The sequence below is a fragment of the Actinomycetospora sp. CA-084318 genome (assembly GCF_050955885.1).
Taxonomy (GTDB): Bacteria; Actinomycetota; Actinomycetes; order Mycobacteriales; family Pseudonocardiaceae; genus Actinomycetospora.
In genome coordinates this window covers 1,174,531-1,198,342 of the sequence record NZ_CP192098.1, presented here as the reverse complement: position 1 = coordinate 1,198,342, position 23,812 = coordinate 1,174,531, and the positions used below count along the sequence as shown (strand labels likewise).

Genomic DNA, 23,812 nt, shown 5'->3' with positions numbered 1-23,812 from the left:
TCACGGCACCTGCCTCCCCGAGGTGTGCACGGGGCAGGCCGTGCGCACCGGACACCGCGGGCAGGCGTCGTTCTCCTGCCCGACGAAGCGCGGACCGGCGGTCAGCCGGGCCGCCGTGGCGACCTGCTCGCGCCAGTGCTCCACGCCCTCGTCGTCGAGCGGCGGCTGCGCGCGGGTCTTGGCCTCGGCGCCGTCGCGCTGCAGGTAGATCAACCGGGCGCCGCCCGGCACCGCCCGCGCGGCGGAGTCGGCCGGCCCGGTGAGCACCTCGCTGAACGCCCCGAGCGCCACCGCGAGCTGGTACACGGCGAGCTGCGGGTGCTCCTGGGCGGCGGGCGCGCTGATCGGCGACTTGCCGGTCTTCACGTCGACGATCACGGGCCGGCCGCGGTCGTCCACCTCGAGCCGGTCGACGCGGCCGCGGATCGCGACCCCCTCCGCGAGCCGGGCGGCGACCGACTCCTCCACCGCGACCTCGGTCAGCTCGCGGCGCGACGCGTCGCGCCAGGACAGGAACGAGCGCAGCATCGCGCGGCAGTTCGCCAGCTCGCGGCGGGAGAACCACGGGGCCCCGGCGTCGACCGACGCCCACGCCACGTCCAGCGCCTCGTCGAGCTCCCGCTCCCCGGCGCCCTCGGCGGCGCGCTGCACGAGGGCGTGCACCAGCGACCCGGTGACCGAGGCGAGCGAGTCGGAGTCGTCCCCGCCGTGCGCCTGCAGGGCCCAGCGCAGCGGGCAGGTCAGGATCGTCTCGACCGCGCTCGGGCTCACCGCGATCGGCGCCCCGTGCTCGCGCAGCGGCTCCGTGGTGGACACCTCGAGCAGGCCGTACCACTCGTCGGGGTCCGCGCCGGGCACGCCGGCCTCCGCGAGCCGGGCGAGGTGCGTGGCGGCGCGCTCCCGCCGCGCCGGGTCGGTGTCGGCGTCGGTCACCGCGCGCCGCAGGTCGCCCACCAGCTCCGCGAGCACCAGCGACCGCCGGGGCCGCACCCGCGGGCGCGGCGCGTCGTCGGCCGTCACCGACGGCGCCACGTCGTCGAGGAAGCGCGAGGGCGTCACGTCCTCGGCCTCCACCGCCCCGACGTGCACGGCGTGCCGCGCCCGCGACAGGGCCACGGCGAACAGCCGACGCTCCTCGTCGAGCAGCGGCACGCGGGTGGACAGCGCCGGGTCGTCGGGGACGCCCGCGAGGACGTCGATCATGCGCTCGACCCCGAGCAGGGTGCCGCGACGACGCAGGTCGGGCCACACGCCCTCCTGCACGTCGGGCACCACGACCACGTCCCACTCCCGCCCGCGGGACGCGTGCGCGGTGAGCAGGGCGACCGCCTCGCCGTCGGGCGCGCGCGGCGCCAGCGAGTCGCTGCGGATGCGCTGCTCGTCGACCTGCGCGACGAACCCGGCGACCGTGCCGCCGGGCAGCTCCTCGGCGTACCGGCCGGCGCGCTCGACCAGGGCGACCACGGCGTCGAGGTCACGGTCGGCCTGGGCGCCGGACACCCCACCGCGCTCGCTGACCGCGACCCACCGCCGCTGCAGCCCGCTGGCCGACCACACCGACCACACCGCGTCGGGGACGCTCTGGCCGGCCCGGATCGCCTCGACCGCCGTCGCGAGCAGCCGCGCGACCCGCCGCAGCGGGCCGACGTCGGCGTCGGGCAGCAGCGTCAGCCGGTCGGGGCGGCCCGCCAGGTGGTCGACCAGGACGTCGACGATCAGCTCGTCGCTGGAGCGCGACTCCCCGGTGGCCCCGCCCTCGTGCAGCCGCAACAGGCCCCGTCGCAGCCGGCGGAGCCCGAGCGGTTCGGCGCCGCCGAGCGGGGACACGAGCAGCCCGAGGGCGGTGTCGGCGTCCAGCGCCTCGGCCGGCGGGGCGGTCGCGGCCGCCGCCGCGGCCCGCAGCAGCGTGAGCAGCGGCGCGACGGCGGGCAGGGCGGCCAGCGGGGTGTCGTCGGCCGGCACCGCCAGCGGCACCCCGGCGGCGAGCAGCGCCCGGCGCAGCGGCGGCAGCGACAGCGGCACCGAGCGGACGACGACCGCGAGCCGCGACCACGGCACGCCGTCGACGAGGTGGGCGCGGCGCAGCGTGTCGGCCACCCACGCGGCCTGGTGGCCCGGCGTGGCGAACACCGACACGGTGGCCGTGCCGCCCTCCGGGTCCTCCCCCGGCGGGCCGGTCCGCGAGCGCGCGGGCCCGGTGCCGCGCAGCGGCTCCACCACCCGGGACACCGCGTCGCGCACCGCACGCGTGCCCCGGTGGTCGACGTGCAGCACCGCCGTGGCGGCACCTCCCGGGTCGGCGTCGCGCAGCAGGCCCGGCGCGGCGCCGCGGAAGCCGAGCACCGAGGAGTCGGGATCGCCGGCCAGGAGGTACGTGGTGGCGGTGTGCCCCAGCACCCGCGCGAGCTCGAGCTGCTGGGGGTCCATGTCCTGCGCGTCGTCGACCACGAGGTGGCGCACCGAGGCGCGTTCGGCCTCCAGCAGCCCCGGGTCCTGCGCGAAGGCATCCAGCACCGCCGCGACGAGCTCGGCCGCGTCCAGCGGCGGTGCCGAGGCCAGCGGGTTCGCCGAGCCGGCCGCCGCGCGCAGCAGCGTGACCTCCTCGTAGGACTGGTAGAAGCGGGCGGCCGCCACCCACACCGCGACGTCGTGCTCCTTGCCCAGCGCGCGCAGCTCCCGCGGGCCCAGCCCCCGCTCGGCGGCGCGCAGCAGCAGGTCCCGCACCTCCGCGGCGAACGCGGGCGCCTCCAGGGCCGGCGTCAGCCGCGCGGGCCACCCCGACCCGCGGCCCACGCCCTCCGCCTCGCCCGCCAGCAGGTCCCGCACCATCGCGTCCTGCTGGGCGCCCGGCAGCAGGCGGGGCGGCGCCTGGTCCTGCCGCGCGGCGTGCCGGCGCAGCACCGCGAACGCGTAGGAGTGCACGCTGCGCACCAGCGGTTCGCGCGCGGCCGTGAGCCCCCCGTCCACCTCGCCGGCCAGCACCCGCCGGCGCGCCGAGATCCGTTCGCGCAGCGCGGCGGCGGACCGCCGGTCGCCCACCAGGACGAGCGACCCCGCGTCCGGATCGTCGTGCAGCAACCGCGCCACCCGCTCCGCGAGCAGCGTGGTCTTCCCCGTGCCCGGGCCGCCGAGCACGCGCAGGAAGCCCGCGCCGTGCTCGAGGACCCGCCGCGAGGCGTCGTCGAGCAGGAGATCCGTGGGCAGCCGCGTGGCCGACCGCAGCAGCCTCGGAGCCGACTCGACCATCATGCCCCCGAGGGAACCACGACCCCCCGACAACCTCGGGCGGGGGCGTACATCTTCAGCAACGCCCCGGTGTGGTCCCGCCGCCGCGCGGGGACTCGACCGGCACACGCGGCCCGCGGGGATGCCGCCCCGTCGCGCCGTCCAGGAGCCCCCGTGTCGATCCTCCCCGGCCGCCGTGTCCCGGAGGGCCTGGCCCCGCCGGTCGCCCCGCCGGTGCCCGCGCCGGACCCGCCACGACCGGCGGGCCGCCTGCGCCGTGCCGCGGGATGGCTGGCGGGCGGCGGCGGGGACGCCGGGCCGGTCGGGGTCGAGCTGCTCGGCCGCGGTGGTCTGGTGGCCTACGGGGCGCTGCACCTGGTGCTGGCGGGTCTCGCCGTCGTCCTGATGCGGGGCAGCCCCACGGTGCACGCCGACCAGGGCGGCGCGATCGCGGTCGTCGCGGGCCTCGGACCGGTCGGGGCGCTGCTGCTCGGGGTCGCCGTGCTCGGGCTGGCGGCGTTCGGGGTCTGGCAGGTCCGGGCCGCTCTCGTCGGCTTCGGCTGGGTGAGCGGCGGGGAGCGGTTCCGCAAGCGGGTCGGGGCGACCGGGAAGGCGATCGCGATGTTCTCGATGGCGACGCTCGCGGTCCCGCCCGCGATCGGGCCGCTGCGGGGACCGCCCCCGGGCGGCCCGCCGGCCCCGTCCGCGCCGCACGCGGTCAGCGACCTCGTCGCGCGGCTGTTCGCGCTGCCCGAGGGGCGGTTCGTGGTGGCCGTCGCGGCGGTCGTCGCGCTCGGGATGGCGGTCGGGATGTGCTGGACCGGGCTGCACGCCACCTACCTCGGCGACCTGCACGCCGACCGGCTCACGCCCTGGTTGCGCCGGACCGCGCTCGTCGCCGGGAGCTACGGCAACCTGGCGCGCGCCGTGCTCACCGGGTCGGTCGGCGTGCTGTTCGCGGCGGCCGCGCTCACCGACGACCCGCGCCGCTCGGGCGGCTTCACGCAGGCGATGTGGTTCATCGAGGGGGCGGGTCCGTTCGGCACGGTCGCGCTGGTCGGGGTCAGCGGGGGCCTCGCGGCGTACGGCGTCTACTGCTTCGTCGACGCCTACGCCCGGCGCGCCTGATCACCGCCGCGGCACGACCCCGGTCGACCACAGCGCGACGGCGATCGGCACCGGCTGCGCGAACAGCCGCAGGAACCGCATCCGGTCGGAGTTCAGTCCCAGCCCGTCCCGCCGGTGCCGCCACTGGGCGATGTTGCCGGGGAAGACCGCGGTGAAGAACAGCGCCGCGATCGTCCCGATCCGCACCCGCTCCCGCGGGAACGCCACGAGCGCCGTCCCCAGCGCGACCTCCGCGCACCCGGAGATCACCACCGTGTCGTCGACGTCGATCGGCACCCACGGCGGCACCTGCGCCCGGAAGCCCTCGCGCGCGACGGTGAGGTGGGAGAGCCCGGCGCCGACGAGGAAGGTGCCGAGGCCGACGCGCGCGGCGTCCTGCAGGGGCGTGGTCGTCATGGCCGGGGGGTGCCCCGCCGCCCCGGCGGCGCACACTGTCGGGCCGTGGACGAGGAACGGCACGAGCGGATCCGGGCGGTCGTCGCCTCGATCCCGGAGGGCTCGTGGTGCAGTTACGGCGACGTCGCCGCCGCGGCCGGCGAGCGCTCGGCCCGGCTGGTCGGCACGGTGCTGCGCGAGGACGGGGCGGACGTCCCCTGGCACCGCGTGCTGCGGACCACCGGGACCCCCGCGCCGCACATCGCGGTCGAGCAGATCCGGCGGCTGACCGCGGAGGGTGTGCTGGTGGTCGACGCGCGGGCCGCGAAGGACCAGCGGCACGTGTTCCCGGCGCCGGAACCGGAACCGACGGGTCGTTCGTGCACCTAGAGGCCACGAACGCGTCGTTCGTCCCGGTGCCGGGAGGCCGTTCCCGACGACGAGGCGGCCCGGGTCAGTCGACCGGCCCGGCCGGGGCCGGGCGCAGCAGCTCGAGCACCCACACCCCGAGCCCGACGAGCGCCACCACGGCGCCCAGCGCGCACACCCCGGGCCAGCCGACGGTGGCGTAGAGCCCCGAGGTCAGGGCCGACGCGATGCCGCCGCCGATGAACGCGGACACGAGGAACGCGCTGGTCACGCGGCTGCGGGCGTTCGGTCGGCGCGCGTAGATGGCGTGCTGGTGGCTGATCTGGAGCAGCTGCTGGGCGAGGTCGAGCACGACGATCCCGGCGATCAACGCCACCAGCGACCCGCCGCCGAGCGCGAGCAGCCCCCAGCTCGCGAGCAGCAGCACCAGCCCGACGGTCACGGTGCGGCGGGCGTGGCCGCGGTCGGCGAACCGACCGGCCCCGATCGCGGCGAGCGCGCCGGCCAGGCCCGCCAGCCCGAAGAGCCCGATGACCCCGGACCCGTAGGAGTAGGGCGGTGCGGCGAGCAGGAACGACAGCGCGGTCCACAGGATGGTGAAGCAGCCGAACCCGACGCCGCCGAGGAGCATCCGGCGCCGGACCAGCGAGTCGTGGCGCACGATCGAGGCGACCGAGGCCAACAGGGACGGGTAGGTCGCGGTGGCGGCCACCGGCACCCGCGGCAGCGCGAGGCGCACCAGGCCGGCGAGGACCACCATCACCACCGCGCCCAGCACGAACACCAGTCGCCAACCGCCGATCTCGGCGACCAGACCGGCCACGGTGCGCGCGAGCAGGATGCCGACGAGCAGCCCGCTCATCACCGTGCCGACCACCGAGCCGCGGTTCTCGTCGGAGGCCAGCGACGCGGCCATCGGCACCACGATCTGGGCGACCGCCGAGGTCACGGCCACGATCGCCACCGCGGCGAGCAGCACGCCGAGCGAGGGCGACGCCGCCGCCCCGAGCAGCAGCACGCCGGAGAGCGCGAGCAGGCCGCTGACCAGCCGTCGTCGTTCGAGGATGTCCCCCGCCGGCACCAGGAAGGCCAGGGCCAGCGCGTAGCCGATCTGGGAGGCGGTGACGAGGTAGCCCGCCGTGCCCTCCCCGACGCCGAACGCCTGCGCGACGACGGGCAGCAGCGGCTGCGCGTAGTAGATGTTCGCGACCGCCGCGCCGCACACCACGGCGAGCAGCAGCACGGTCGGGCGGCCGAGGTGGGTGGGCGGGGCCTCCGCCTGGGCGCTCATCGTTGGCCACCCTAAGCACTCCCGACGGCGGATCGCGCGGACGAGCGCCGCACGTCACCGGTGCTGCCGGCGGCTCCCTCCGTGCCAGTCCTCGACGAGCCCGACCTCGCCCGGCGCCACGCCGAACGCCGGCAGCTGCGGGCGTTCCCGCAGGCTGCGCTTGAGCTCCGCGAACCCGGGGAAGCTCGCGAGCCCGACGACGTGGTCCCACAGCTCCTCGGCCTGTTCCTCGGTCGGCCGCCGGCTGATCACCGGGCCGAAGAACGCGAGCCCGTCGGGCGGATCGATCTGCATCAGCGGGGTGCCGACGTCCTTGCCCACCAGGGCGAGCGCCTCGTCGGTCTCGGCCTGGATCGTCGCGTCGTGGCGGTCGGCCTCGAGCGCGTCGGCCAGGTCGGTCGGCAGACCGGCCTGCTCCAGCACCGGCACGACGAACTCCCGCGTGCCCCGTCGTTCCCGCTCGCTCGAGTGCTCGGGGACCTCGCCCTGCTCGAACACCGCCTCGCCGAGGTGCTCGTAGAAGCGCCCGACGGCCTCGTCGCCGTGGGCCTCGCGCACCGCGGCGCACACCCGCAGCAGCCGCAGCCCCGCGGTGTGCCCGGCCTCGTACTCCGGCGGGAACTGCGCGTCGTAGTCCACGTGGGCGTTGAGCAGCCGCAGCGAGATGAACTGCCACTGCACCGTCAGCCCCCGACGACGGGCGACGGTGCGCACCCAGCCGCTGGTCAGCCAGCAGTAGGGGCAGACCGGGTCGAACCAGTACCGGACGTCAGGAGCAGCCACGCCGCCCACGCTAGTGCTCGATGAGGATCCGCAGGACGATCACGACGAGGCCGAGCACGAACGCGGCGACGGCGCCGAGCACCACCGACCACCAGCGCGGGAGGGCGCGCCACCCGCCGATCCCGCCCAGCACGACGAGCAGGAGCAGCCCGAGGTCGGCGACCAGGTCGATCGCCGCGTCGGCCCCGTGCGGCGCCCCGACGCCGGCCAGCCAGTAGACACCCACGACGACCAGCGGCGGCACCGCGAGCAGCAGGTACTGCGCGGCATGCGCGGTGAGCGAGCGGAAGCGGGCCCCGGAGGGCAGGGCCCGGTCGGCGTTGACGGCCGCCAGCACCGAGGCGAACAGGTGCGCGGCGAAGGTCGCGACCAGCGGCCCGAGGACGACCTGGACCGCCTCGCCGAAGTCCTCGATCCCGTCGTCCTGCGCCACCGCGAGCACCGTCAGCAGCACCACCGTGCCGTAGACCGCCACCTCGACGTCGAGGGCGAACCGGCCCCACCCGACGAGCGTCAGCCGCTCCCGCCCGATCCGCACCACCGTCGCCCCCTCCCGGAGACGATCACGCTAGCGGCGCCGACGATGTGGCGATACTGCCACTGGATGACAGCAACGACGCTTTGCTGTCACAGGGAGGGGGAGGGGGAGCGGTAGACCGCCAGGTGCCGCGCCGCCACGGCGTCCCAGGTGTGCGAGGCCGCCAATGCCCGGCCCACCGAGGTCCGCGCCGGGCCACCCGGGTCGTCCCCGGCCAGGACCGAGCGCAGCTCGGCGGCGATCGCGTCCGCGTCGGCCGCGAACCGCACCGCCCCGGCGAACACCTCGCGGAGCACGGGCAGGTCCCGGGCGACGACCGGCACCCCGGCCGCCAGCGCCTCCATCGCGGCGAGCCCGAAGCCCTCCTTGGTCGAGGGGAACGCGAAGGCGGACGCCCCCGCCACGAGCCCGGGCAGCTCGTCGTCGGGAACGGGCCCGAGCACCTGCGGTTCCAGGCCGAGCGAGGCGGCGAGCGCGAAGACCTCGTCGCGGTAGCCGCGGTAGTCGAAGAGGGTGTCCCCGCCGGCGACCACCAGCGGGGCGTCGACGGACGCCATCGCCCGGACCAGGTCCAGCGTCCCCTTGCGGGGTTCGATGCCGCCCACCGCCAGCACGTAGCGCCCGAAGCGGCGGCGCCACGGCTGCCCCGCCCCGGCGCTCTCGGCCGCCGCGAACCGGGGCGCGTCCACCCCGTTCCCGACGACGGGCGCGGTCCGGTCCCAGCCGGCCGTCACCTCCGCGGCGACGGCGTCGGAGACGCACAGCAGCTGCGCGGGCTCGACGAGTGCTCGCTCGTGGCAGGCGGCGAGCGACGGCGTCGTGAAGGTGTCGAGGTGGTGCACGGTGCGCACGAGGCCCGCGTAGCCGTGCGCCGCGCCCTCGGCGTTCGCGGTGAGGCAGTCCTGGGCGTGGCGGACGTCGACCGGGCCGGCCTCCGCGAGGCCCGCGGTGAGCAGCGCGATCGAGCGCAGGATGCGGTCGCCGACCGACTCGCCCTCGAGCTCGGGGACCTCGACGAGCCGGATCGGGACGGCGACGTCGCGGAAGAACGCCGTGTCGCCGCCGCGGGCGAGCGCCCAGACCTCGACGTCGTGCCCGGCCCGCGCGAGCGCCTCGGCGAGCGCGAGCGTGTGCACCACCCCGCCCCGCGGCTTCGTCGAGTAGGTGGAGAGCCGGATCCTCACGAATAGGCTCCCGGGCGCCGCTCGTCGAGGTGGTGCAGCACGGCGCGCGCGGCCTCGACCATCGCCTCGGAGTCGACCTCGGCGACCGCGAGCCCACCCTTCGACCAGGTGCGCGCCAGGATCTCCCCGCCCGGCCCGACGACCTTCGCCCGCCCGAGGAAGTGCAGCGCGCCCGAGCGGCCGCTCTGGTTCGCCGAGAGCCACAGCACCTGGTTCTCGGCGGCCCGGGACTGGTCGTAGAGGTCGAACAGGCGGGCCTGCCGATCCTGGGCCATGCGCGGAGCCCGGTTGGTCAGCGAGGTCGGCCAGGCGGACAGGCAGGCGATCGTGGTCGCCCCGTCGAGCGCCAGCGCGCGGGCCGACTCGGGGAACGTCTTGTCGTGGTCGATGAGCATCCCGAGCCGCCCGACCGGGGAGTCGAAGGCCGCGAACCCGCAGCCGGAAGTGAACAGCTTCGCCACGCCCGCGGGCTGGTGGACCTTGCGGTGCCGGCCGAGGATGCCGTCCCCGCACAGCGCCACCGCCGCGTTGTAGAGCTCCCCGCCCGGGCCGCGTTCGCAGTACCCGAGGCAGACCACCATCTCGCCGGCGAGGTCGATCACCGAGCGCACGGCGTCGCCGTTGGGTTCGAGCGCCGGCGGCAGGTCGACCTCGTCGGGATCGTCCGGGCGCAGGTCGGTGACGTACCCGCCGAGCGCGCCGTCGGGCAGCGCCAGCAGGTCCACCCCGGCGTCCCGGGCGTGCGCGACGATGACGCCGATCCGCTCGAGGTCGAAGTCGAGGTCGCGGGTGAAGTGGGCCGCCGCCGCGGCGATGCGGAGCACGGTGCCGCGGCCTAGGCCGGCACGGGCGCGTAGCTCGCCTGCCGTCGGTCGCGCAGGTGGCCCATGAACCGGCGGGCGGAGTCCACGGCGTCGTCGACGTCGATCGAGGCGACGGCGAGGCCCGCCCGGGTGCCGGTCGTGTCGAGCACCTCCCCGCCCGGGTCGACGACCTTCGCGCTCGCCACGAGCTGCATCGAGCCGAACTCGCCGGCCTGGTTCGCCGACACCCAGACGATCTGGTTCTCCAGGGCGCGGGCCCGGTCGAACAGGTCGAACCGGCGCGTCCAGCGGTCGTCGGCGAGCACCGGCGCCCGGTTGGTCCGGGAGGCGGGCCAGGCCGACATGCACACGACGACCCGGGCCCCGTCCATCGCGAGCGCCCGCGCGGCCTCCGGGAAGGCCTTGTCGTAGCAGATCATCATGCCCATCCGCCCGACCGGGGAGTCGAACGCGGCGAACCGGTCGCCCGCGGCGTAGGAGTTGTTCTCGTTCAGCGGCTGGTGGACCTTGCGGTGCCGCCCGAGCACGCCGTCGCCGTGCACCGCGACGGCGCTGTTGTACGGCCGCCCGCCCGACGCGGCGTCGCCCTGCTCGCAGTAGCCGGCGGTGATCACGAGGTCGCCCGCCAGCGCCACCAGGCGCGCGATCTCCGGCCCGTCGGGGTCGAGCTGCGGCGGCACGTCGTCCGGGTCGCCGTGCAACGACGACAGGTACCCGCCGAGGGCGGCCTCCGGCAGGGCGAGCAGGTCGGCCCCGGCCGCGCGGGCCTGCCCGACGAGGCGCTCGATGCGCCGGAAGTCCTCGTCCAGGTCGCGGACGAAGCCCTCCGCGGCGGCGGCGAAGGTGAGCATCAGGCCCTCCCGAGTCCGGTCACGGTGCCCGTGACGGCTGTCGTCGTCTCCCCGTCGGGCCAGCGCAGCACGACGCCCGTCCCCTCGACCAGCTCCCCGCACTCCGTCCCGACGGCGGGTCCCGCGGCCGGGAGCGGCGCACCCGGCTCGTCGGTGGTGAGCAGGGCGAAGCCCGGGAAGCAGGTGAACCAGTCGGCCACGCCGACCCCGGCGGGACGGGGCACGGCCGCGACGTCGAGCACCGCGCCGGTCCCGCTCGCCTCGGCGAGCATCCCGAGGGTCCCGACGAGGCCCGCCATGCTCACGTCCTTGGCCGCGGCCGGGCGGTACGCGGCGTCCGGGCCGATCGCACCGACCATCGCGCGCAGCTCCTCGGGGCGGCGCCGCGAGGTGGTGTCGAACTGGCGACCGGTGTAGCCGGGTCGCCACCCGCCGTCGAGGTCGGCGGTGAGGCGGACCGCGTGCCCGACCCGTCCGCCCCCCGCGGGGACGGGTCGTGACGTGATGCCCAGTGCGGTGACGGCCAGCGAGGCGGGCACGTCGACGGTGGTGTGGCCGCCGAGGACCGGGACGCCGTAGGCCGCCGCGGCGGCGCGCAGCCCGTGCAGCACCCGCCCGACCGCCGCGGCGTCGGTGCCGCCCACGGCGTCGAGCAGGCCGACGGGGCGGGCGCCCATGGCGGCGAGGTCGTTGAGGTTGACCAGCACCGAGCACCAGCCGGCCCACTCCGGGTCGCGCTCGACCATCGCGGGCAGGATCGCGTCGCAGGCGGCGACCACGTCGGTGCCGGGGACGGGGGCGCCGTCGTCGCCGACGAACCCGGGCGGGGCGAGCCCGGCGACGAGGTCGGCCAGCGGGGCCTTCGTGGCGTCGACGAGGCGCTGGACGCGGTCCATCGGGTGGCGCATCCGCACGTGGGCGACCCCGCCGACGGTGTGCGCCGGGCGGACGGTCTCCCAGCCCAGCCGGGTGAACAGGCGGGCGTTGGGCGCCTGCACGTCGGCGTCGAAGCGCAGCACGCCGGCGGTCTCGGCGCGGGCGACGGCGGCGCGGATCAGGGTGGCGCCGACCCCGATCCCGGCCCGTCGCCGACCGTCCACGGCGACCGCCAGCCGGCTGCCGGTCCACCAGCCGAGGTCGGGCTCGCCGGGCCGCGCGGGCCCGAGCCGGACGCCGCCGAGCACCGTGCCGTCGGCGTCGCGGGCGACGAGGACGAGCGCGCGGGGGTCGGTGTCGACGTCGTCGAGGTCGTCGTGGGCGAACACGCGTTGCTCGTCGACGAACACGGCGCGCCGCAGGGCGCGGTGGGCGACGACGTCGGGATGAGTGGCGTCGGCGGCGGGCGCCTCGGAGATCGTGACGTCGCGGCGGGTGTGCACGAGCCCGCCGAGGATCTCCTCGGCGGCCGTCAGGGCACCTCGCGGTGCCAGCAATGCGTCACTGCGTGCACTGAACGCCAGGGACGCCACATCGTCGAACGGCGGAGCCATGATCAGCCCCCCGCCGCGGACAGCGCCGAGCAGGCGCCGCAGGCGGCGCAGCCGGCGGCCTGGTCGGCGCCGCGCATGCCGGCCGCGCGCAGCGCCGCGGCGACCCGGGCGGTGACGTCCGCGAGCAGCGCGGGGTCGGGCGCGGGGTCGCCGTCGGCGAAGGCGAGCGTGCCGGGGATCGGACGGTAGGGGACGACGAAGGGGTAGACGCCGGCGTCGATGAGCTCGGAGGCACCCGCGACCAGCTCGTCGGGGTCCTCCCCGAGGCCGACGATGAGGTAGGTGGAGACGGCGTTGCGGCCGAAGAGGCGGACGCTCTCGCGCCACGCCGTCCAGTACTGCTCGAGGGGCACCGTCGCCTTGCCCGGCATCCAGCGGCGGCGGACGGCGTCGTCGAGGGACTCGACGTGGATGCCGATGGCGTCGGCGCCGGCGTCCTTCAACGCGGCCAGGGCCGCGAGGTCGTCCGGCGCCGGCGGTTCGCACTGCACCTGGATCGGCAGTGACGGCACGGCCGCGCGGACCGCGGCGGTGCAGCGCGCGAGGTGGCGGGCGCCGCGGTCGCGGCCGTTGCTCGTCCCCGTCGTCATGACCATCTGCCGCACGCCGTCGAGCCGGACCGCGGCCTCGGCGACCTCGGCGAGCTGCGCGGGCGTCTTCACCGCCGTGGTCGCGCCGCTGCGCAGCGACTGCTCGATCGCGCAGAAGCGGCAGCGGTCGGCAGCGTCATAACGCACGCAGGTCTGCACGACCGTCGTCGCGAGCACGTCGTTCCCGTGCAGGCGGGCGATCTGCTCGTAGCGGATGCCGTCGGCGGTGGTGAGGTCGTAGAAGGCAGGCCGGGCGACGGTGTCGACCTCGACACCGAGGTCCGTCACCCCGCCGTCTGGGCCGGTGCGCACGAGTCGGCCGTCCCGGAGCCGGAAGGGGCTCGACGGGTTCATCGGCAGGGTGGTCTTCAGCCCGTCGACGAGCAGGTGCCCGTCGTCGGAGGGGCCGGCGCCGCCGGGGCGACGCAGGGGAATGGTGGACCCGAGATCGACCGCGACGCCGCGGACGGCCACCTCGGCACGGACGTCGAGCCCGGACCGGGAATCGGCGGGAGCGGACACGCGGGGACCTCCTAAGGTGCGACGGGTCGCCTGTGAGTACTAATCCGTGCTCCGGCACGGATTAGTACTCACAGGGCGGAGCCACCTACAGCTGGTAGGTGGAATTGATGATCGCGCCCTTGCGCGCGTAGTGGATCAACGCGTCCTGGACGTCGAGCGGGTGCGTCGGGATGACGCCCTCGATCAGGTCCTCCTCGCGCGCACCGTGCAGCGAGAGCCCGAAGCGGCAGCAGAACACCTTGCCGCCCTCGGCCATGAACGTCTTCAGCTGGTCGTTGATGTTGTGCTCGCCCGGGAAGGCCGAGGTTCCCGTCGTCGGGAACCCGCGGGTGGCGAGACAGTTCAGCGAGCCGGGGCCGTAGAAGTACATGGCCGACTCGAAGCCCTTGCGCAGTGCCCGCGTGGCCTGCAGGACGGCGACGAAGCTGACCGACGACTCGTGCGCGATGCCGTGGACCAGGGTGAAGTAGGTCTCGCCGTCCTCGGCCTGCAGGTCGGGGAAGACCTTGGTGCCGCCGTAGATGCTGGAGCCCTCGGGCAGCGAGGGGTGCGGGATCTCCTCGAGGCTCTTCTGCTCGACGTCGGACAGCTCGGCCGTGGTCATGACGGTCTCCTGACGATGGCGGGGTTTCGGGGCCGGCGCCGCGACCGGGGGTGTCCCGTGGGTGCCGTTGCCGCAGAAGCTCACCAACCGTGCGTGTCGGATTCGTTTCCGAGTGACTACGAGCCCGTGTCCGGTCGCGCCATTCGTGACCGCCGTGTTGCGAAACACTGCGAAATACGTCGGCCCTCCGCGCGCAACCATTCGGAAACACTTCGGGCGAACGCTGCCGACATTCGCGCTCACCCCTCCGGAAGGAACAGCCGGTCATGACCGTCACGCCGCTCCCCACGCGCGGCCGCCCCGACGTCCCGGGCGACCTCACCGGAGTCCACCGTCCCGTGATCGTCGTGGGCGGCGGCCAGGCCGGCCTGTCGATGAGCCGCTGCCTGGCGAAGGCCGGCGTCGACCACCTCGTCCTCGAGCGCGACACCGTCGCCCACTCCTGGAAGAACCACCGGTGGGACACCTTCTGCCTGGTGACGCCGAACTGGCAGTGCCGGCTGCCGGACTTCCCCTACCGCGGCGACGACCCGCACGGCTTCATGGTCCGCTCCGAGATCGTCGAGTACCTCGAGGCCTACCGGGACTTCGTCGACCCGCCGCTGCTCGAGGGGGTCGGGGTCACCCGCCTCTTCCGCGACGACCACGGCACCTACCACCTCGCGACGACCGCGGGTGAGTGCACGGCCGACCAGGTCGTCGTCGCGACCGGCGGCTACCACACCCCGATCACGCCGCCGCTGTCCCAGCCGCTGCCCGCGGAGATCGTCCAGGTCCAGTCCCAGGACTACCGCAGTGGCGCGCAGCTCCCGCCGGGTGAGGTGCTCGTCGTCGGCTCCGGGCAGTCCGGCGCGCAGATCGCCGAGGACCTGCACCTCGAGGGCCGGCGGGTGCACCTCGTCGTCGGGGACGCCCCGCGGGTCGCGCGCTTCTACCGGGGCCGCGACGTCACCGACTGGCTCGACGAGATGGGCTACTACCGCATGCCCGTCACCCAGCACCCGCGGCGCGAGGCCGTCCGGGCGCAGGCCAACCACTACGTCACCGGTCGCGACGGCGGGCGCGACATCGACCTGCGCGCCCACGCCCGCGACGGGATGCGGCTCTACGGCCTCCTGACCGACCACCGCGACGGGCAGCTGCACTTCCGGTCCGATCTCACCGAGCGCCTCGACCACGCCGACGAGGTGTCGGAGTCGATCAAGGACACGATCGACACGTACATCGCGCAGCACGAGATCGACGCGCCGACCGAGGAGCGCTACACCCCCGTGTGGCGGCCGGAGTCGGACACGACGGAGCTCGACCTGGCCTCGTCGGGCATCACCTCCGTGGTCTGGTGCATCGGGTTCCGGCAGGACTTCTCGTGGGTCGACGTCCCGGTCTTCTCCGGCCGCGGCGCCCCCGGCCACCAGCGGGGCGTCACGAGCGCGCCGGGCCTGTACTTCCTCGGCCTGCCCTGGCAGTGGACCTGGGGCTCGGGCCGGTTCTCCGGGGTCGGCGACGACGCCCGCTACCTCGCCGAGCGCATCCGCTCGCAGCGCGGTCTCACGACGGCGGGTGGGCGCGGGGACGTCTGCAACGTCCTGGCGTTGGGGTCGTGATGTCGGCTGGGTGCCAGCAATGCGTCACTGCTGGCACCCAGTGACAGGAACGGCGGCACCGTCGAGCGCGGCGGCAAGCAGCGGGGTCCCGCTCAGAACCAGTGGGTCCGGTAGCAATCCAGATCCCCGTTGTCCTCCTCCCGAGCCGAGAGTTCCAGCGTGTTGTTCTGGGCATTGCACGCAAGATCGAGGTTGATCTCCAACTGACACATCCACTGGTCTCGGTAGTCGGGGTTCTTCGACGTTGCCGTGACGCCTGGCACCCTTGAACTCGTCACGCAATAGCCACTCATGTTGGAAATTCCGCCGTAGCTCCCGTTGCCCCCGCTCGTGCTTACACACTGAGCACTGTTGGGATCTCGCGAGGCGAACACGGCCTTGAGCCCGTAAGTCTGATAGGAGTAGACACACGCATCGTCCAGATTGACGGGCCGGACGCAATCCTGCCCCGCGATCACGAAACTAGTCGCTCCACCAGGCGCCAGGGTGGAGCAGTATCGCGTGAGATCGAGCCCAGAGGTGACGGGACCAGGCGTGAAGAAAACGATGAGACCGAGCAGGACGAGCACCAGTGCAGTGGCCGCGACTGCGAGGACCCGGACGGGATGCCTCCGTATCCACGGCGAAGGCGGGGCAGGTCGCGGAGGCACTTCACTCGAGCCTGCGCCCTGCAACTGATTGTAGAAGACCGGCCAGTTCCCGATCGACTCGGGACCGCGTCGGCTAGGCTCAGGAAGCTTCCGCGATCGCAACCCGATTCGGACCTGATGGTAGACCGATTCGGGAGTGAGGAACAACTGGGTCGGGCGACCGGGTTCGATCCCGCCGCGCAGGACCTTCACGAGTTCTCCAGTGAAGGCGGTGCACTGCTCGCGCTTCAGGACCTTCGCTTCCGTGTCGCTGGCCGCGATGACGTAGGTGTTCTGAGGAAGCTTTCCACTCGATATGGCGGTTCCTGCATAACAGCAATCCAACAGAACGATCGTGCGCCGAGCGCCGATCCGGCTGACCAACGCAGCAAGGTCTGACCAGGTGAACGTGCTGGCCTTATCACCCTCCTTGGCGCCACGCAGCGCGAAGCGCAGCTGCTCTCGCTCGAACCTCACGCCGTGACCAGCGAAGTAAACTAAGAGGACGTCAGGGTTCGCAGCCGCAGGACTGGCGAGCGCATCGTCGATCTCCTTGAATGACGTTGGGTCCTCGATCGTCTTTAGGTGGGACTCGGGCACTCCCGGGAAGCCAGAATCAAGCAACGTCCTACGTAGCTCGTCGAGGCTACTCTTCACCTGCGGAAGGGAAGAAAGGCTCGTGTAGTCATGTACCCCGATCAGGACGCAGCGCGTGTTGGTCGAGGCTGGTGCGCCCACGAGCGCGCGGAGGACGGGATCGTCTGTGTCCGGATCCTTGACGTCCTTTGGTGAAACCTTTGTCTCCCACCCGTCCACTGAGATAGTTACCTGCTTCGCCCTCTTCGACTCTCTCAACCACGTCGCGATCCGCAGGGCAAGGTCTGCGAGCTTGAAGCCCGCCGTGAGCAGCAACTCAATCGTCGGGAGGTCGATGGCAGTGAGGACGGACGACTCACGCCGAACCGGCTGCGCATTTTCTCTAATGTAGGAGTCCTTCTCCAGTCTCTTGTACAACGAGCCGAGTGCCCTGCCGTCCCGATCGTCGTCGGCGATCGTCAGCGCGATATCCATGGTTCTCCCCCAGAGTCACCGCTCCCCCGACCGGCGTGTAGTGCAGATCACTCTAAGGCGCATCTCGTGCTACGGACAGTAGATCCACGGCGAAGGTGGACCTGATCCCGGAGCTCACCCGTACGCCGCACGAGTGAGACCATCAAATAACCCCAAAGCGAAAATTCGCTCGTGCGTCAGCCACTGGTAGGAACGGCGGCACCGTCGAGCGCGGCGGCAGAATGATCCGGTGTCCATCCGATGACGAGGCCGCGATCGAGGACGACGAGGTCGTGGGCGAGCTGGTCGGCCTCCTCGAGGTACTGCGTGGTGAGCAGGACGGTGACGCCGTCGTCGGCGAGGGTCCGGACGGCTTCCCAGACCTCGTTGCGGTGGTGCGGGTCGAGCCCGGTGGTCGGCTCGTCGAGGAACAGCACCTCGGGACGCCCGACCAGGCTCGCGGCCAGGTCGAGGCGCCGCCGCATGCCGCCGGAGTAGGTCTTCGCGCGACGCCCGGCGGCCTCGACGAGCCCGAACTGCTCGATCAGCTCGTCGGCCCTGGCGCGGGCGTCACGGCGGGACAGGTCGAGCAGGCGGCCGATGAGGAAGAGGTTGTCGCGACCGGTCAGGGCCTCGTCGACCGCCGCGTACTGGCCGGTGAGCCCGATCCGTCCGCGCACGGCGGCGGCGTCGGCGACGACGTCGTGGCCGAGCACGCTCGCCCGCCCGCCGGTGGGTGGGAGCAGCGTCGCGAGCATGCGGACGGTCGTCGTCTTGCCCGATCCGTTGGGCCCGAGCAGACCGAGGACCTGCCCGCGCTCGGCGGTGAAGGAGATGCCGTCGACGGCCCGGACGTCCCCGAACGACCGGACCAGATCGACGACCTCGAGGGCGGGGGTGGAGTGCATGGCACCGACTCTGGGTCCGACCGCTGACACGGGGCTGGCACGGCGCTGGCGTCCCGTGCCAGCCGTGTCGGCCGGGGAAGTCCAGTGCCAGCAGGCCGCCATGGTCACGCCTCGCGGCGTCGGTGGCCGATTCGTCGCGTCGGATGCGCCGGAGGAGCCACCGACGCGCAGCGACGATGGCGAGCTGCTCCCGCTCAATGCGTGCAGCGCGCCATCGTCAGCACCCGCCGCCTGGTAGACCGGAGCGGTGATCGACGAGGTCGACCTCGACCTGCCGGTGCGGGCGGCGCTGCCGTCGCTGCGCGCCGCGCTGGACGAGCACGGCACCGCGGTCCTCGTCGCCCCGCCCGGCACCGGCAAGACCACGCTCGTGCCGCTGGCGCTCGCCGGGCAGGTCGAGGGCCGCGTCCTCGTCGCCGAACCCCGACGCGTCGCGGTGCGGGCGGCGGCCGCGCGGATGGCCTCGTTGCTGGGAGAGAAGGTCGGCGACCGGGTCGGCTACGCGATCCGCGGCGAGCGGAAGCCGGGTTCCCGCGTCGAGGTCGTGACGACGGGCCTGCTCGTCGCCCGCCTGCAGCACGACCCGGAGCTCGCCGGGGTCGACGCGGTCGTGCTCGACGAGTGCCACGAGCGGCACCTCGACACCGACCTCGCGCTCGCGTTCACCGTCGACGCCCGCGTGCTGCGGCCCGACCTGCGCCTGCTCGCGACCTCGGCGACCGCGGCGGCCGATCGGCTGTCGGAGGCCCTGGACGGGCCGGTCGTCACGGCGCCCGACCCGCTGCACGACGTCGCCGTCCTCTGGTCCCCGCCGCCCCGCCCCGTGCCGCCGCCGCAGGGGATGCGGGTGGAGCCGGCGCTGCTCGACCACGTCGCCGCCACCACTCGACGGGCGCTCGCCGAGGCCGACGGCGACGTCCTCGTCTTCCTCCCCGGGCGCCGCGAGATCGACGAGGTGGCGCGGCGGCTCTCCGGCGTCGACGTCGAGGTGCTCCCCCTGCACGGCGGGCTCGGCGGTGCCGCGCAGGACGCCGTGCTGGCCGGCTCCACCACGCGCCGGGTCGTCCTGACGACGACCATCGCCGAGACCAGCCTGACCGTCCCCGGCGTGCGGGTGGTCGTCGACGCCGGGCTCTCCCGGCAGCCCTGGACCGACCACGCCCGCGGCCTCGACACGCTGGTCACCGTCCCGGCGTCGCAGTCGTCGGCGGTCCAACGGGCCGGACGCGCGGGTCGTGAGGCACCCGGCGTCGCGTATCGATGCTGGTCGGAGGCCGAGCACGCCCACCGGGACCGCGACGACGACCCCGAGGTCGCCCACGCCGACCTCGCCGCCTTCGCCCTCGCGCTCGCCCGCTGGGGCACGCCGGACGCCGGCGGCCTCGCCCTGCTCGACCCTCCCCCACCGGCCGCCTTCGACGCCGCCCGCGCCACCCTGCGCGGCCTCGGGCTGGTGGACGACGACGGCGCCATCAGTGACCGCGGCCGGGCGGTCGCGGGGGTCGGCGTGCACCCACGGCTCGGACGGGCGCTGCTCGACGGGGCCGCCGCCGCGGGTCCGCGCCTCGCGACGGAGGTGGTCGCGCTCCTCGCGACCGCCGGCCCGGGCGGTCCCGACGACCTCGAGGAGCGCCTCCGCGCCGCCCGCGCCGGTGACGACCCGGGCTGGCGCGCCGAGGTCCGCCGCCTCGAGCGGGCGCTGCGCGAGGTCGACACCAGGCAGGCCAGCGGCGCCGCGAAGCTGCCTGACGTCACCCTCGCGGCCGGGCGGCAGGGTGCGGCCACCGTCGTCGCCCTCGCCTACCCCGACCGCCTCGCCCGCGCCCGCGGCGCCGACGCCCGCGAGTTCCTGACGACCGGCGGCACCGGTGTGGAACTCGGGCGCGAGTCACGACTGCGGGGCCAGAGCTGGATCGCGGTCGCCGACGCGGCGCGCGGGCCCGGGGACCGGGTCGCCCGCGTGCGGCTGGCCGTCCCGGTCGACGAGGACCTCGCCCGCGCCGCCGCCGAGCACCTGCACACCGACGAGGAGGTCGTCGACTGGGAGGACGGCGACGTCGTCGCCGAGCGCCGCGAACGTCTCGGCGCCATCGTGCTCGCCCGCCGCCCGCTGCCGCGCCCGACGCCGGAAGCCCTCGCAGCCGCCGTCCGGAGAGGTCTGGAGCAGGAGGGGCTGGAGCTGCTGCGGTGGACCGACGGAGCGCGCGAGCTGCGGCAGCGGCTCGCGTTCCTGCACGCCGCGCTCGGCGCGCCGTGGCCCGCGGTCGACGATGCATCGCTCCTGGCGCGGGCCGACGAGTGGCTCGACCTCTCGCGCGTCCGTCGCCGCGCCGACCTGGCCCGGCTCACCCCACCGTTGACGGCACTGCTCCCGTGGCCGGAGGCGTCCCGGCTCGACGAGCTGGCGCCGACCCACGTCACCGCCCCGGATGGACGGCGGGTCCGGGTGGACTACGGCGACCCCGAGCAGCCGACCGTGTCGCTGAAGCTGCAGCACGCCTTCGGCTGGGAGCGGACACCGGAGCTGGCCGGGCGACCCGTCGTCGTGCACCTGCTCTCGCCCGCCGGACGACCGACGGCCGTGACCGCCGACCTGTCGTCGTTCTGGGGCGAGGGCTACCGCCTGGTGCGCGCGGACCTGCGTGGCCGCTACCCGAAGCACGCGTGGCCGGAGGACCCCCGCCGTCCCTAGTCCTTCGCGGCCACCTTCTCCAGCTTCTGCTTCACGGTCTTGCGGTCCTTCGTGTCCTTCTCGTGCTCGAGGGCCTTCGCCGCCTCGTCGGGCTCCATGGTCTTCGCCCGCGTGACCGCGTCGTCGGCGTTCATCTCCTCGAGCTTCGCGTCCTTGCGGGCCTGCTTGGCCTCGGACGTGTTGTCGACGGTGCCCTGCCCCTGCTTCGACGCGTCCTTCTTCTTCGCGCGGGTCTTCTCCTGCTCCTCGTCGGAGAGCTCCTCCCACGCCTTCTTCGGCAGGTAGCGGTCGGTGCCGTCGTCGCCGCGTGCCTCCGTGGAGCCGTCGGCGGTCTGCCACTCCTCGTCGGTCCACTGCTTCAGGCTGCGCTGCTGCTCGGTCGGCTCGTCCTTGTGCTTGTAGTCGCCGCCCTGCTTCTCGTACTCCTGCGTGAGCAGCTGGCTCTTCCGGGCGGACCACTTCCCGGGTGCACCGCCCTTGTCCGACTGCTTGATCTCCTCCTTGAGGCGCTCCCGCAGCCCGGGGTCGGTGTAGTCCTTCTCGTAGTCCTGCTCGCCCTTCGCCATGGGCGGGGCTACCCGCGACGACGGCCCTGCTCGCGGACGAGCGCGTCGAACTTCGCGGGGCCGCAGATCGTCAGCATCCGCACCGGCTCGTCGCCGAGCACCCAGAGCGAGTGCTCGACGTCGTGCGGCAGGAAGATGAAGTCGCCGGTCCCGGCGGTGAACCCCTCGTCCCCGCAGCGGCCGCCGACCTCGCCCGCGAGGACGTGGAACATCTCGTCCTCGCCCTCGTGGGTGTGCGGGGCGACGACGAGCCCGACCGGTGCCGCCTGTTCCATCACCGACACCCTGCCCTCGGTGTCGTCGGCGGTCGCCTTCATCGTGAAGACGGCGCCGTCGAAGTCGTAGGTGTCGCCGGTCCCGGCCGCGCGCACGAATCCGCTCATGGACGGGGACTACCCGTCGGCGGCTCCACGCGTTGCGCCACACACGGCCCTCGGAGTCGGCGGCACCCGGTTCCGGCGTTGCGTCGCGCACACGGCCGGCAGACATCGACCCGACCTCTCGCGGCATTGCGTCGCGCAACCCCGGCACACGGCCGATCGACGGCCTCCCACCGTGTGCGTCGCGCAACGCGAGCCCGCCGACGGGTCCAGGTGCCCGACCGTGTGCGCGGCGCACCGGAGGACCTCGAGCCGACCCGCGAGGCGCACGTCAGGCATCCCGAGCGGCTCCCGGAGCTGCCTGACGTCACTCTCACGCGCAGGGCAGGCCGAGCACGTCAGCCGCCCAGCGAGAACACCTTCCGCGCCGTCTCGCCCAGGATGTTCCGCTTGCCGTGCTCGGACACGAACGGCAGCGCCGCGATCCGGCCGGGCACGTCGAAGTCCCAGTGCGGCCAGTCGCTGGAGTACATCAGCGTGTTCTCCGCGTCGATCGCCTCGAGGGTGGCGGCGAGCAGCTTGTCGTCGGTCCACTCCATCGGCTGCGACGTGTAGTACATCTCGCGGATGTAGTGCGACGGCGGGCGCGTGAGCAGCGGGGCGTCGGACTGGCGCATCGAGTACTCGTGGTCGAGCCGCTGCATCATGAACGGCAGCCACGCGAGGCCGCTCTCGATCCAGATCGTCCGCAGCCCCGGGAAGCGCTCCGGGATGCCGTTGACGACCCAGTTCGTCATGTGCGTCATGTTGCAGGTCACGAAGCTCATCGCGTGCGCCGAGAGGAACCGGTTCATCGTCGACGTCATCGTGTCGGCCTGGTTCGGCCCGGCGTGGAACCCGATCGGCAGCCCGCGCCGCTCCAGCTCCCTGTAGACCGGCATGTACGCGTTGCGGTGCACCCCGGCGTGGCGCTGCGAGGTCACGAGGAACCCGATGACGCCCGGCGTGTCCGCGAACTCCTCGATCGTCGCCAGGCACGCGTCGGGGTTCTCGAACGGCAGCCCCAGCATCGTGCGGATCCGCGGCTCGCGCGGCAGCACCTCGGCGGTGAACCACCGGTTGTAGGCCTGCAGCAGCGCCGTCGCGACCTCCGGCTGCGGGTGCAGCCCCGTCTCCAGCATCGGCTGCGGGAACACGACCTGGACGTCGATCGACATGGCCTCCATCGCGCGCCGCACGAGCGTCACGTCCCGCTCGGCGCCGGAGCCGACGTCGGGGGTCGTCTCGCCCAGCGACGCCTGGTGCGGGATACGCCCGGAGACGTCCTGCATCGTCAGGCCCGGCGGGTGGTTGTGGAGCGCCAGGTGCGAGGCCTGCGGCCAGTTGCGCATCATCTGCGCCGCGGTGTCCTTCATGACGGGCGAGTCGAGGTAGGCGAGGATCTCCGGCCACGAGTCGAGCTCGACGTGGTGGGAGTCGACGTCGACGATGAAGTAGTCGTCGAGCCCGTAGCGCTCGGTGTCGCGCCGGGCGTTCGCGAGAATCTCGCGGGTGTCGGTGGCGGTGGTGATCTCCTGCGTGGGCAGGCGCCTCACATCGGTCATGACGAGCTCCTCGAGAACCACAGGGCGAGGTCGAACGGGTTCAGGTCGTTGCTGCGCAGGGCGGCGGTCGCGAGCATCACCGCGTCGGTCGGGCTGAGATCCGTTCCCGACGGCGGGTCGTGCCCCTCCTCGGCGGCCACCGTCCAGCACCGTCCGGCGACCCCGACGAGCCGACGGGCGGTCTCCGGGGGGAGCTTCGCGATCGCCCCGTCGTCGAGACCCGCAGCGATCTCGCCGTCCAGCTCCGCGACGAGGACGGCGATGCGCTCAGACCGTGACACGGATACGGCCCTCCACCTCGACCACGTCGAAGCGGCGCAGCGAGGCACCGGGCACGCCGGGGTGGCGGCCGGTCGTCACGTCGTACTCGTAGCCGTGCCACGGGCAGACGACGTGCATCGTGTCCTCGTCGAACCGCATCCCGAGGCTGCGCTGCTCGGCGTCGAGCCGCTCGCGCACGCGGCTGATGATCCGCCCCTGGCACGCCGGCCCGCCCTGGTGGGCGCACACGTTCTCCCACGCGTACAGGCGGCCGCCGAACCGGAAGATGCCGAGCGTGGTGGTGCCGTCGATCTCCACGACGAGGCGCCCCCGCTCGGGCACGTCGTCCGACGCGGCGACGTCGACGTCCCGCGCCTCGGATGTGGTGGTGGTCATACGGCTCA

At 74.1% G+C, this 23,812-nt stretch carries 21 protein-coding genes and 1 pseudogene; 4 read left to right on the top strand and 18 right to left on the bottom strand.

Translation table 11 applies throughout. From position 1 onward, the window contains the following. Positions 1 to 3,249, bottom strand: coding sequence for an ATP-dependent helicase (locus ACQPYX_RS05880; protein ID WP_433801972.1), 3,249 nt, complete (start codon positions 3,247 to 3,249; stop codon positions 1 to 3). A 150-nt stretch (positions 3,250 to 3,399) separates the two neighbouring features. On the opposite strand from ACQPYX_RS05880, the gene ACQPYX_RS05875 reads away from it, so the two are divergent. Next, positions 3,400 to 4,353 carry a DUF1206 domain-containing protein gene (locus tag ACQPYX_RS05875; protein ID WP_433801971.1) on the top strand — a complete coding sequence of 318 codons (954 nt, stop codon included), beginning with the start codon at positions 3,400 to 3,402 and terminating at the stop codon, positions 4,351 to 4,353. On the opposite strand, the gene ACQPYX_RS05870 is transcribed toward ACQPYX_RS05875, so the two are convergent. After that, positions 4,354 to 4,749: a DoxX family protein gene (locus ACQPYX_RS05870; RefSeq protein ID WP_433801970.1), complete on the bottom strand. Its 396-nt coding sequence runs from the start codon at positions 4,747 to 4,749 to the stop codon at positions 4,354 to 4,356. Positions 4,750 to 4,794: 45 nt separating this feature from the next. On the opposite strand from ACQPYX_RS05870, the gene ACQPYX_RS05865 reads away from it, so the two are divergent. After that, a complete protein-coding gene (locus tag ACQPYX_RS05865; protein WP_433801969.1) occupies positions 4,795 to 5,118 on the top strand; it encodes an MGMT family protein in 324 nt (107 codons plus the stop codon). 64 nt (positions 5,119 to 5,182) lie between these two features. Here the strand turns inward: ACQPYX_RS05865 and ACQPYX_RS05860 are convergent, their stop codons facing one another. The 9 genes from ACQPYX_RS05860 to ACQPYX_RS05820 form a co-directional block, all read right to left on the bottom strand. Beyond that, complete coding sequence (locus tag ACQPYX_RS05860; RefSeq protein WP_433801968.1) at positions 5,183 to 6,388, bottom strand: MFS transporter; 1,206 nt, start codon at positions 6,386 to 6,388, stop codon at positions 5,183 to 5,185. Positions 6,389 to 6,442: 54 nt separating this feature from the next. Next, positions 6,443 to 7,171, bottom strand: a complete 729-nt coding sequence (locus tag ACQPYX_RS05855; protein WP_433801967.1) for a mycothiol-dependent nitroreductase Rv2466c family protein — start codon at positions 7,169 to 7,171, stop codon at positions 6,443 to 6,445. 10 nt (positions 7,172 to 7,181) lie between these two features. Continuing rightward, positions 7,182 to 7,712, bottom strand: coding sequence for a hypothetical protein (locus ACQPYX_RS05850; RefSeq protein WP_433801966.1), 531 nt, complete (start codon positions 7,710 to 7,712; stop codon positions 7,182 to 7,184). 86 nt (positions 7,713 to 7,798) lie between these two features. Then, positions 7,799 to 8,893, bottom strand: a complete 1,095-nt coding sequence (locus ACQPYX_RS05845) for an MSMEG_0565 family glycosyltransferase (protein WP_433801965.1) — start codon at positions 8,891 to 8,893, stop codon at positions 7,799 to 7,801. Then, positions 8,890 to 9,717 (bottom strand): carbon-nitrogen hydrolase family protein, encoded by an 828-nt coding sequence (locus ACQPYX_RS05840; protein ID WP_433801964.1) that lies wholly within the window; start codon positions 9,715 to 9,717, stop codon positions 8,890 to 8,892. The genes ACQPYX_RS05845 and ACQPYX_RS05840 overlap by 4 nt, the downstream gene beginning before the upstream one ends. A gap of 11 nt (positions 9,718 to 9,728) precedes the next feature. Then, positions 9,729 to 10,568, bottom strand: coding sequence for a carbon-nitrogen hydrolase family protein (locus ACQPYX_RS05835; RefSeq protein ID WP_433801963.1), 840 nt, complete (start codon positions 10,566 to 10,568; stop codon positions 9,729 to 9,731). After that, positions 10,568 to 12,001 (bottom strand): MSMEG_0567/sll0787 family protein, encoded by a 1,434-nt coding sequence (locus tag ACQPYX_RS05830; protein ID WP_433801962.1) that lies wholly within the window; start codon positions 11,999 to 12,001, stop codon positions 10,568 to 10,570. The genes ACQPYX_RS05835 and ACQPYX_RS05830 overlap by 1 nt, the downstream gene beginning before the upstream one ends. 59 nt (positions 12,002 to 12,060) lie before the next feature. Then, positions 12,061 to 13,170: an MSMEG_0568 family radical SAM protein gene (locus ACQPYX_RS05825; protein ID WP_433801961.1), complete on the bottom strand. Its 1,110-nt coding sequence runs from the start codon at positions 13,168 to 13,170 to the stop codon at positions 12,061 to 12,063. Positions 13,171 to 13,255: 85 nt separating this feature from the next. Then, complete coding sequence (locus ACQPYX_RS05820; RefSeq protein WP_433801960.1) at positions 13,256 to 13,774, bottom strand: MSMEG_0572/Sll0783 family nitrogen starvation response protein; 519 nt, start codon at positions 13,772 to 13,774, stop codon at positions 13,256 to 13,258. Positions 13,775 to 14,040: 266 nt separating this feature from the next. Between ACQPYX_RS05820 and ACQPYX_RS05815 the strand changes: the two genes are divergently transcribed. After that, positions 14,041 to 15,378: an MSMEG_0569 family flavin-dependent oxidoreductase gene (locus tag ACQPYX_RS05815; RefSeq protein ID WP_433801959.1), complete on the top strand. Its 1,338-nt coding sequence runs from the start codon at positions 14,041 to 14,043 to the stop codon at positions 15,376 to 15,378. Positions 15,379 to 15,470: 92 nt separating this feature from the next. On the opposite strand, the gene ACQPYX_RS05810 is transcribed toward ACQPYX_RS05815, so the two are convergent. Together ACQPYX_RS05810 and ACQPYX_RS05805 are read right to left on the bottom strand one after the other, a co-directional pair. Beyond that, positions 15,471 to 17,078, bottom strand: coding sequence for an effector-associated constant component EACC1 (locus ACQPYX_RS05810; protein ID WP_433801958.1), 1,608 nt, complete (start codon positions 17,076 to 17,078; stop codon positions 15,471 to 15,473). 239 nt (positions 17,079 to 17,317) lie between these two features. After that, positions 17,318 to 17,965: pseudogene (locus tag ACQPYX_RS05805) on the bottom strand (ABC transporter ATP-binding protein); the annotation flags it as partial. A gap of 247 nt (positions 17,966 to 18,212) precedes the next feature. On the opposite strand from ACQPYX_RS05805, the gene hrpB reads away from it, so the two are divergent. After that, positions 18,213 to 20,657 carry an ATP-dependent helicase HrpB gene (gene hrpB / locus ACQPYX_RS05800; protein WP_433801957.1) on the top strand — a complete coding sequence of 815 codons (2,445 nt, stop codon included), beginning with the start codon at positions 18,213 to 18,215 and terminating at the stop codon, positions 20,655 to 20,657. On the opposite strand, the gene ACQPYX_RS05795 is transcribed toward hrpB, so the two are convergent. The 5 genes from ACQPYX_RS05795 to ACQPYX_RS05775 all read right to left on the bottom strand — a co-directional run bounded on the left by ACQPYX_RS05795 (position 20,654) and on the right by ACQPYX_RS05775 (position 23,804). Then, entirely contained in the window at positions 20,654 to 21,223 is a 570-nt protein-coding gene (locus tag ACQPYX_RS05795) for a hypothetical protein (RefSeq protein WP_433801956.1), read from the bottom strand. The two genes, hrpB and ACQPYX_RS05795, sit on opposite strands and share 4 nt — an antisense overlap. 8 nt (positions 21,224 to 21,231) lie before the next feature. Beyond that, positions 21,232 to 21,606: a cupin domain-containing protein gene (locus ACQPYX_RS05790; protein WP_433801955.1), complete on the bottom strand. Its 375-nt coding sequence runs from the start codon at positions 21,604 to 21,606 to the stop codon at positions 21,232 to 21,234. Positions 21,607 to 21,941: 335 nt separating this feature from the next. Then, a complete protein-coding gene (locus ACQPYX_RS05785; RefSeq protein ID WP_433801954.1) occupies positions 21,942 to 23,147 on the bottom strand; it encodes an amidohydrolase family protein in 1,206 nt (401 codons plus the stop codon). Beyond that, the gene (locus tag ACQPYX_RS05780) at positions 23,144 to 23,428 is read right to left on the bottom strand and encodes a hypothetical protein (RefSeq protein ID WP_433801953.1); all 285 of its coding nucleotides are present in this window, start codon (positions 23,426 to 23,428) and stop codon (positions 23,144 to 23,146) included. The genes ACQPYX_RS05785 and ACQPYX_RS05780 overlap by 4 nt, the downstream gene beginning before the upstream one ends. Continuing rightward, the gene (locus ACQPYX_RS05775; RefSeq protein ID WP_433801952.1) at positions 23,415 to 23,804 is read right to left on the bottom strand and encodes a Rieske (2Fe-2S) protein; all 390 of its coding nucleotides are present in this window, start codon (positions 23,802 to 23,804) and stop codon (positions 23,415 to 23,417) included. Before ACQPYX_RS05775 ends, ACQPYX_RS05780 begins: the two co-directional genes overlap by 14 nt. Positions 23,805 to 23,812: the final 8 nt, after the last annotated feature.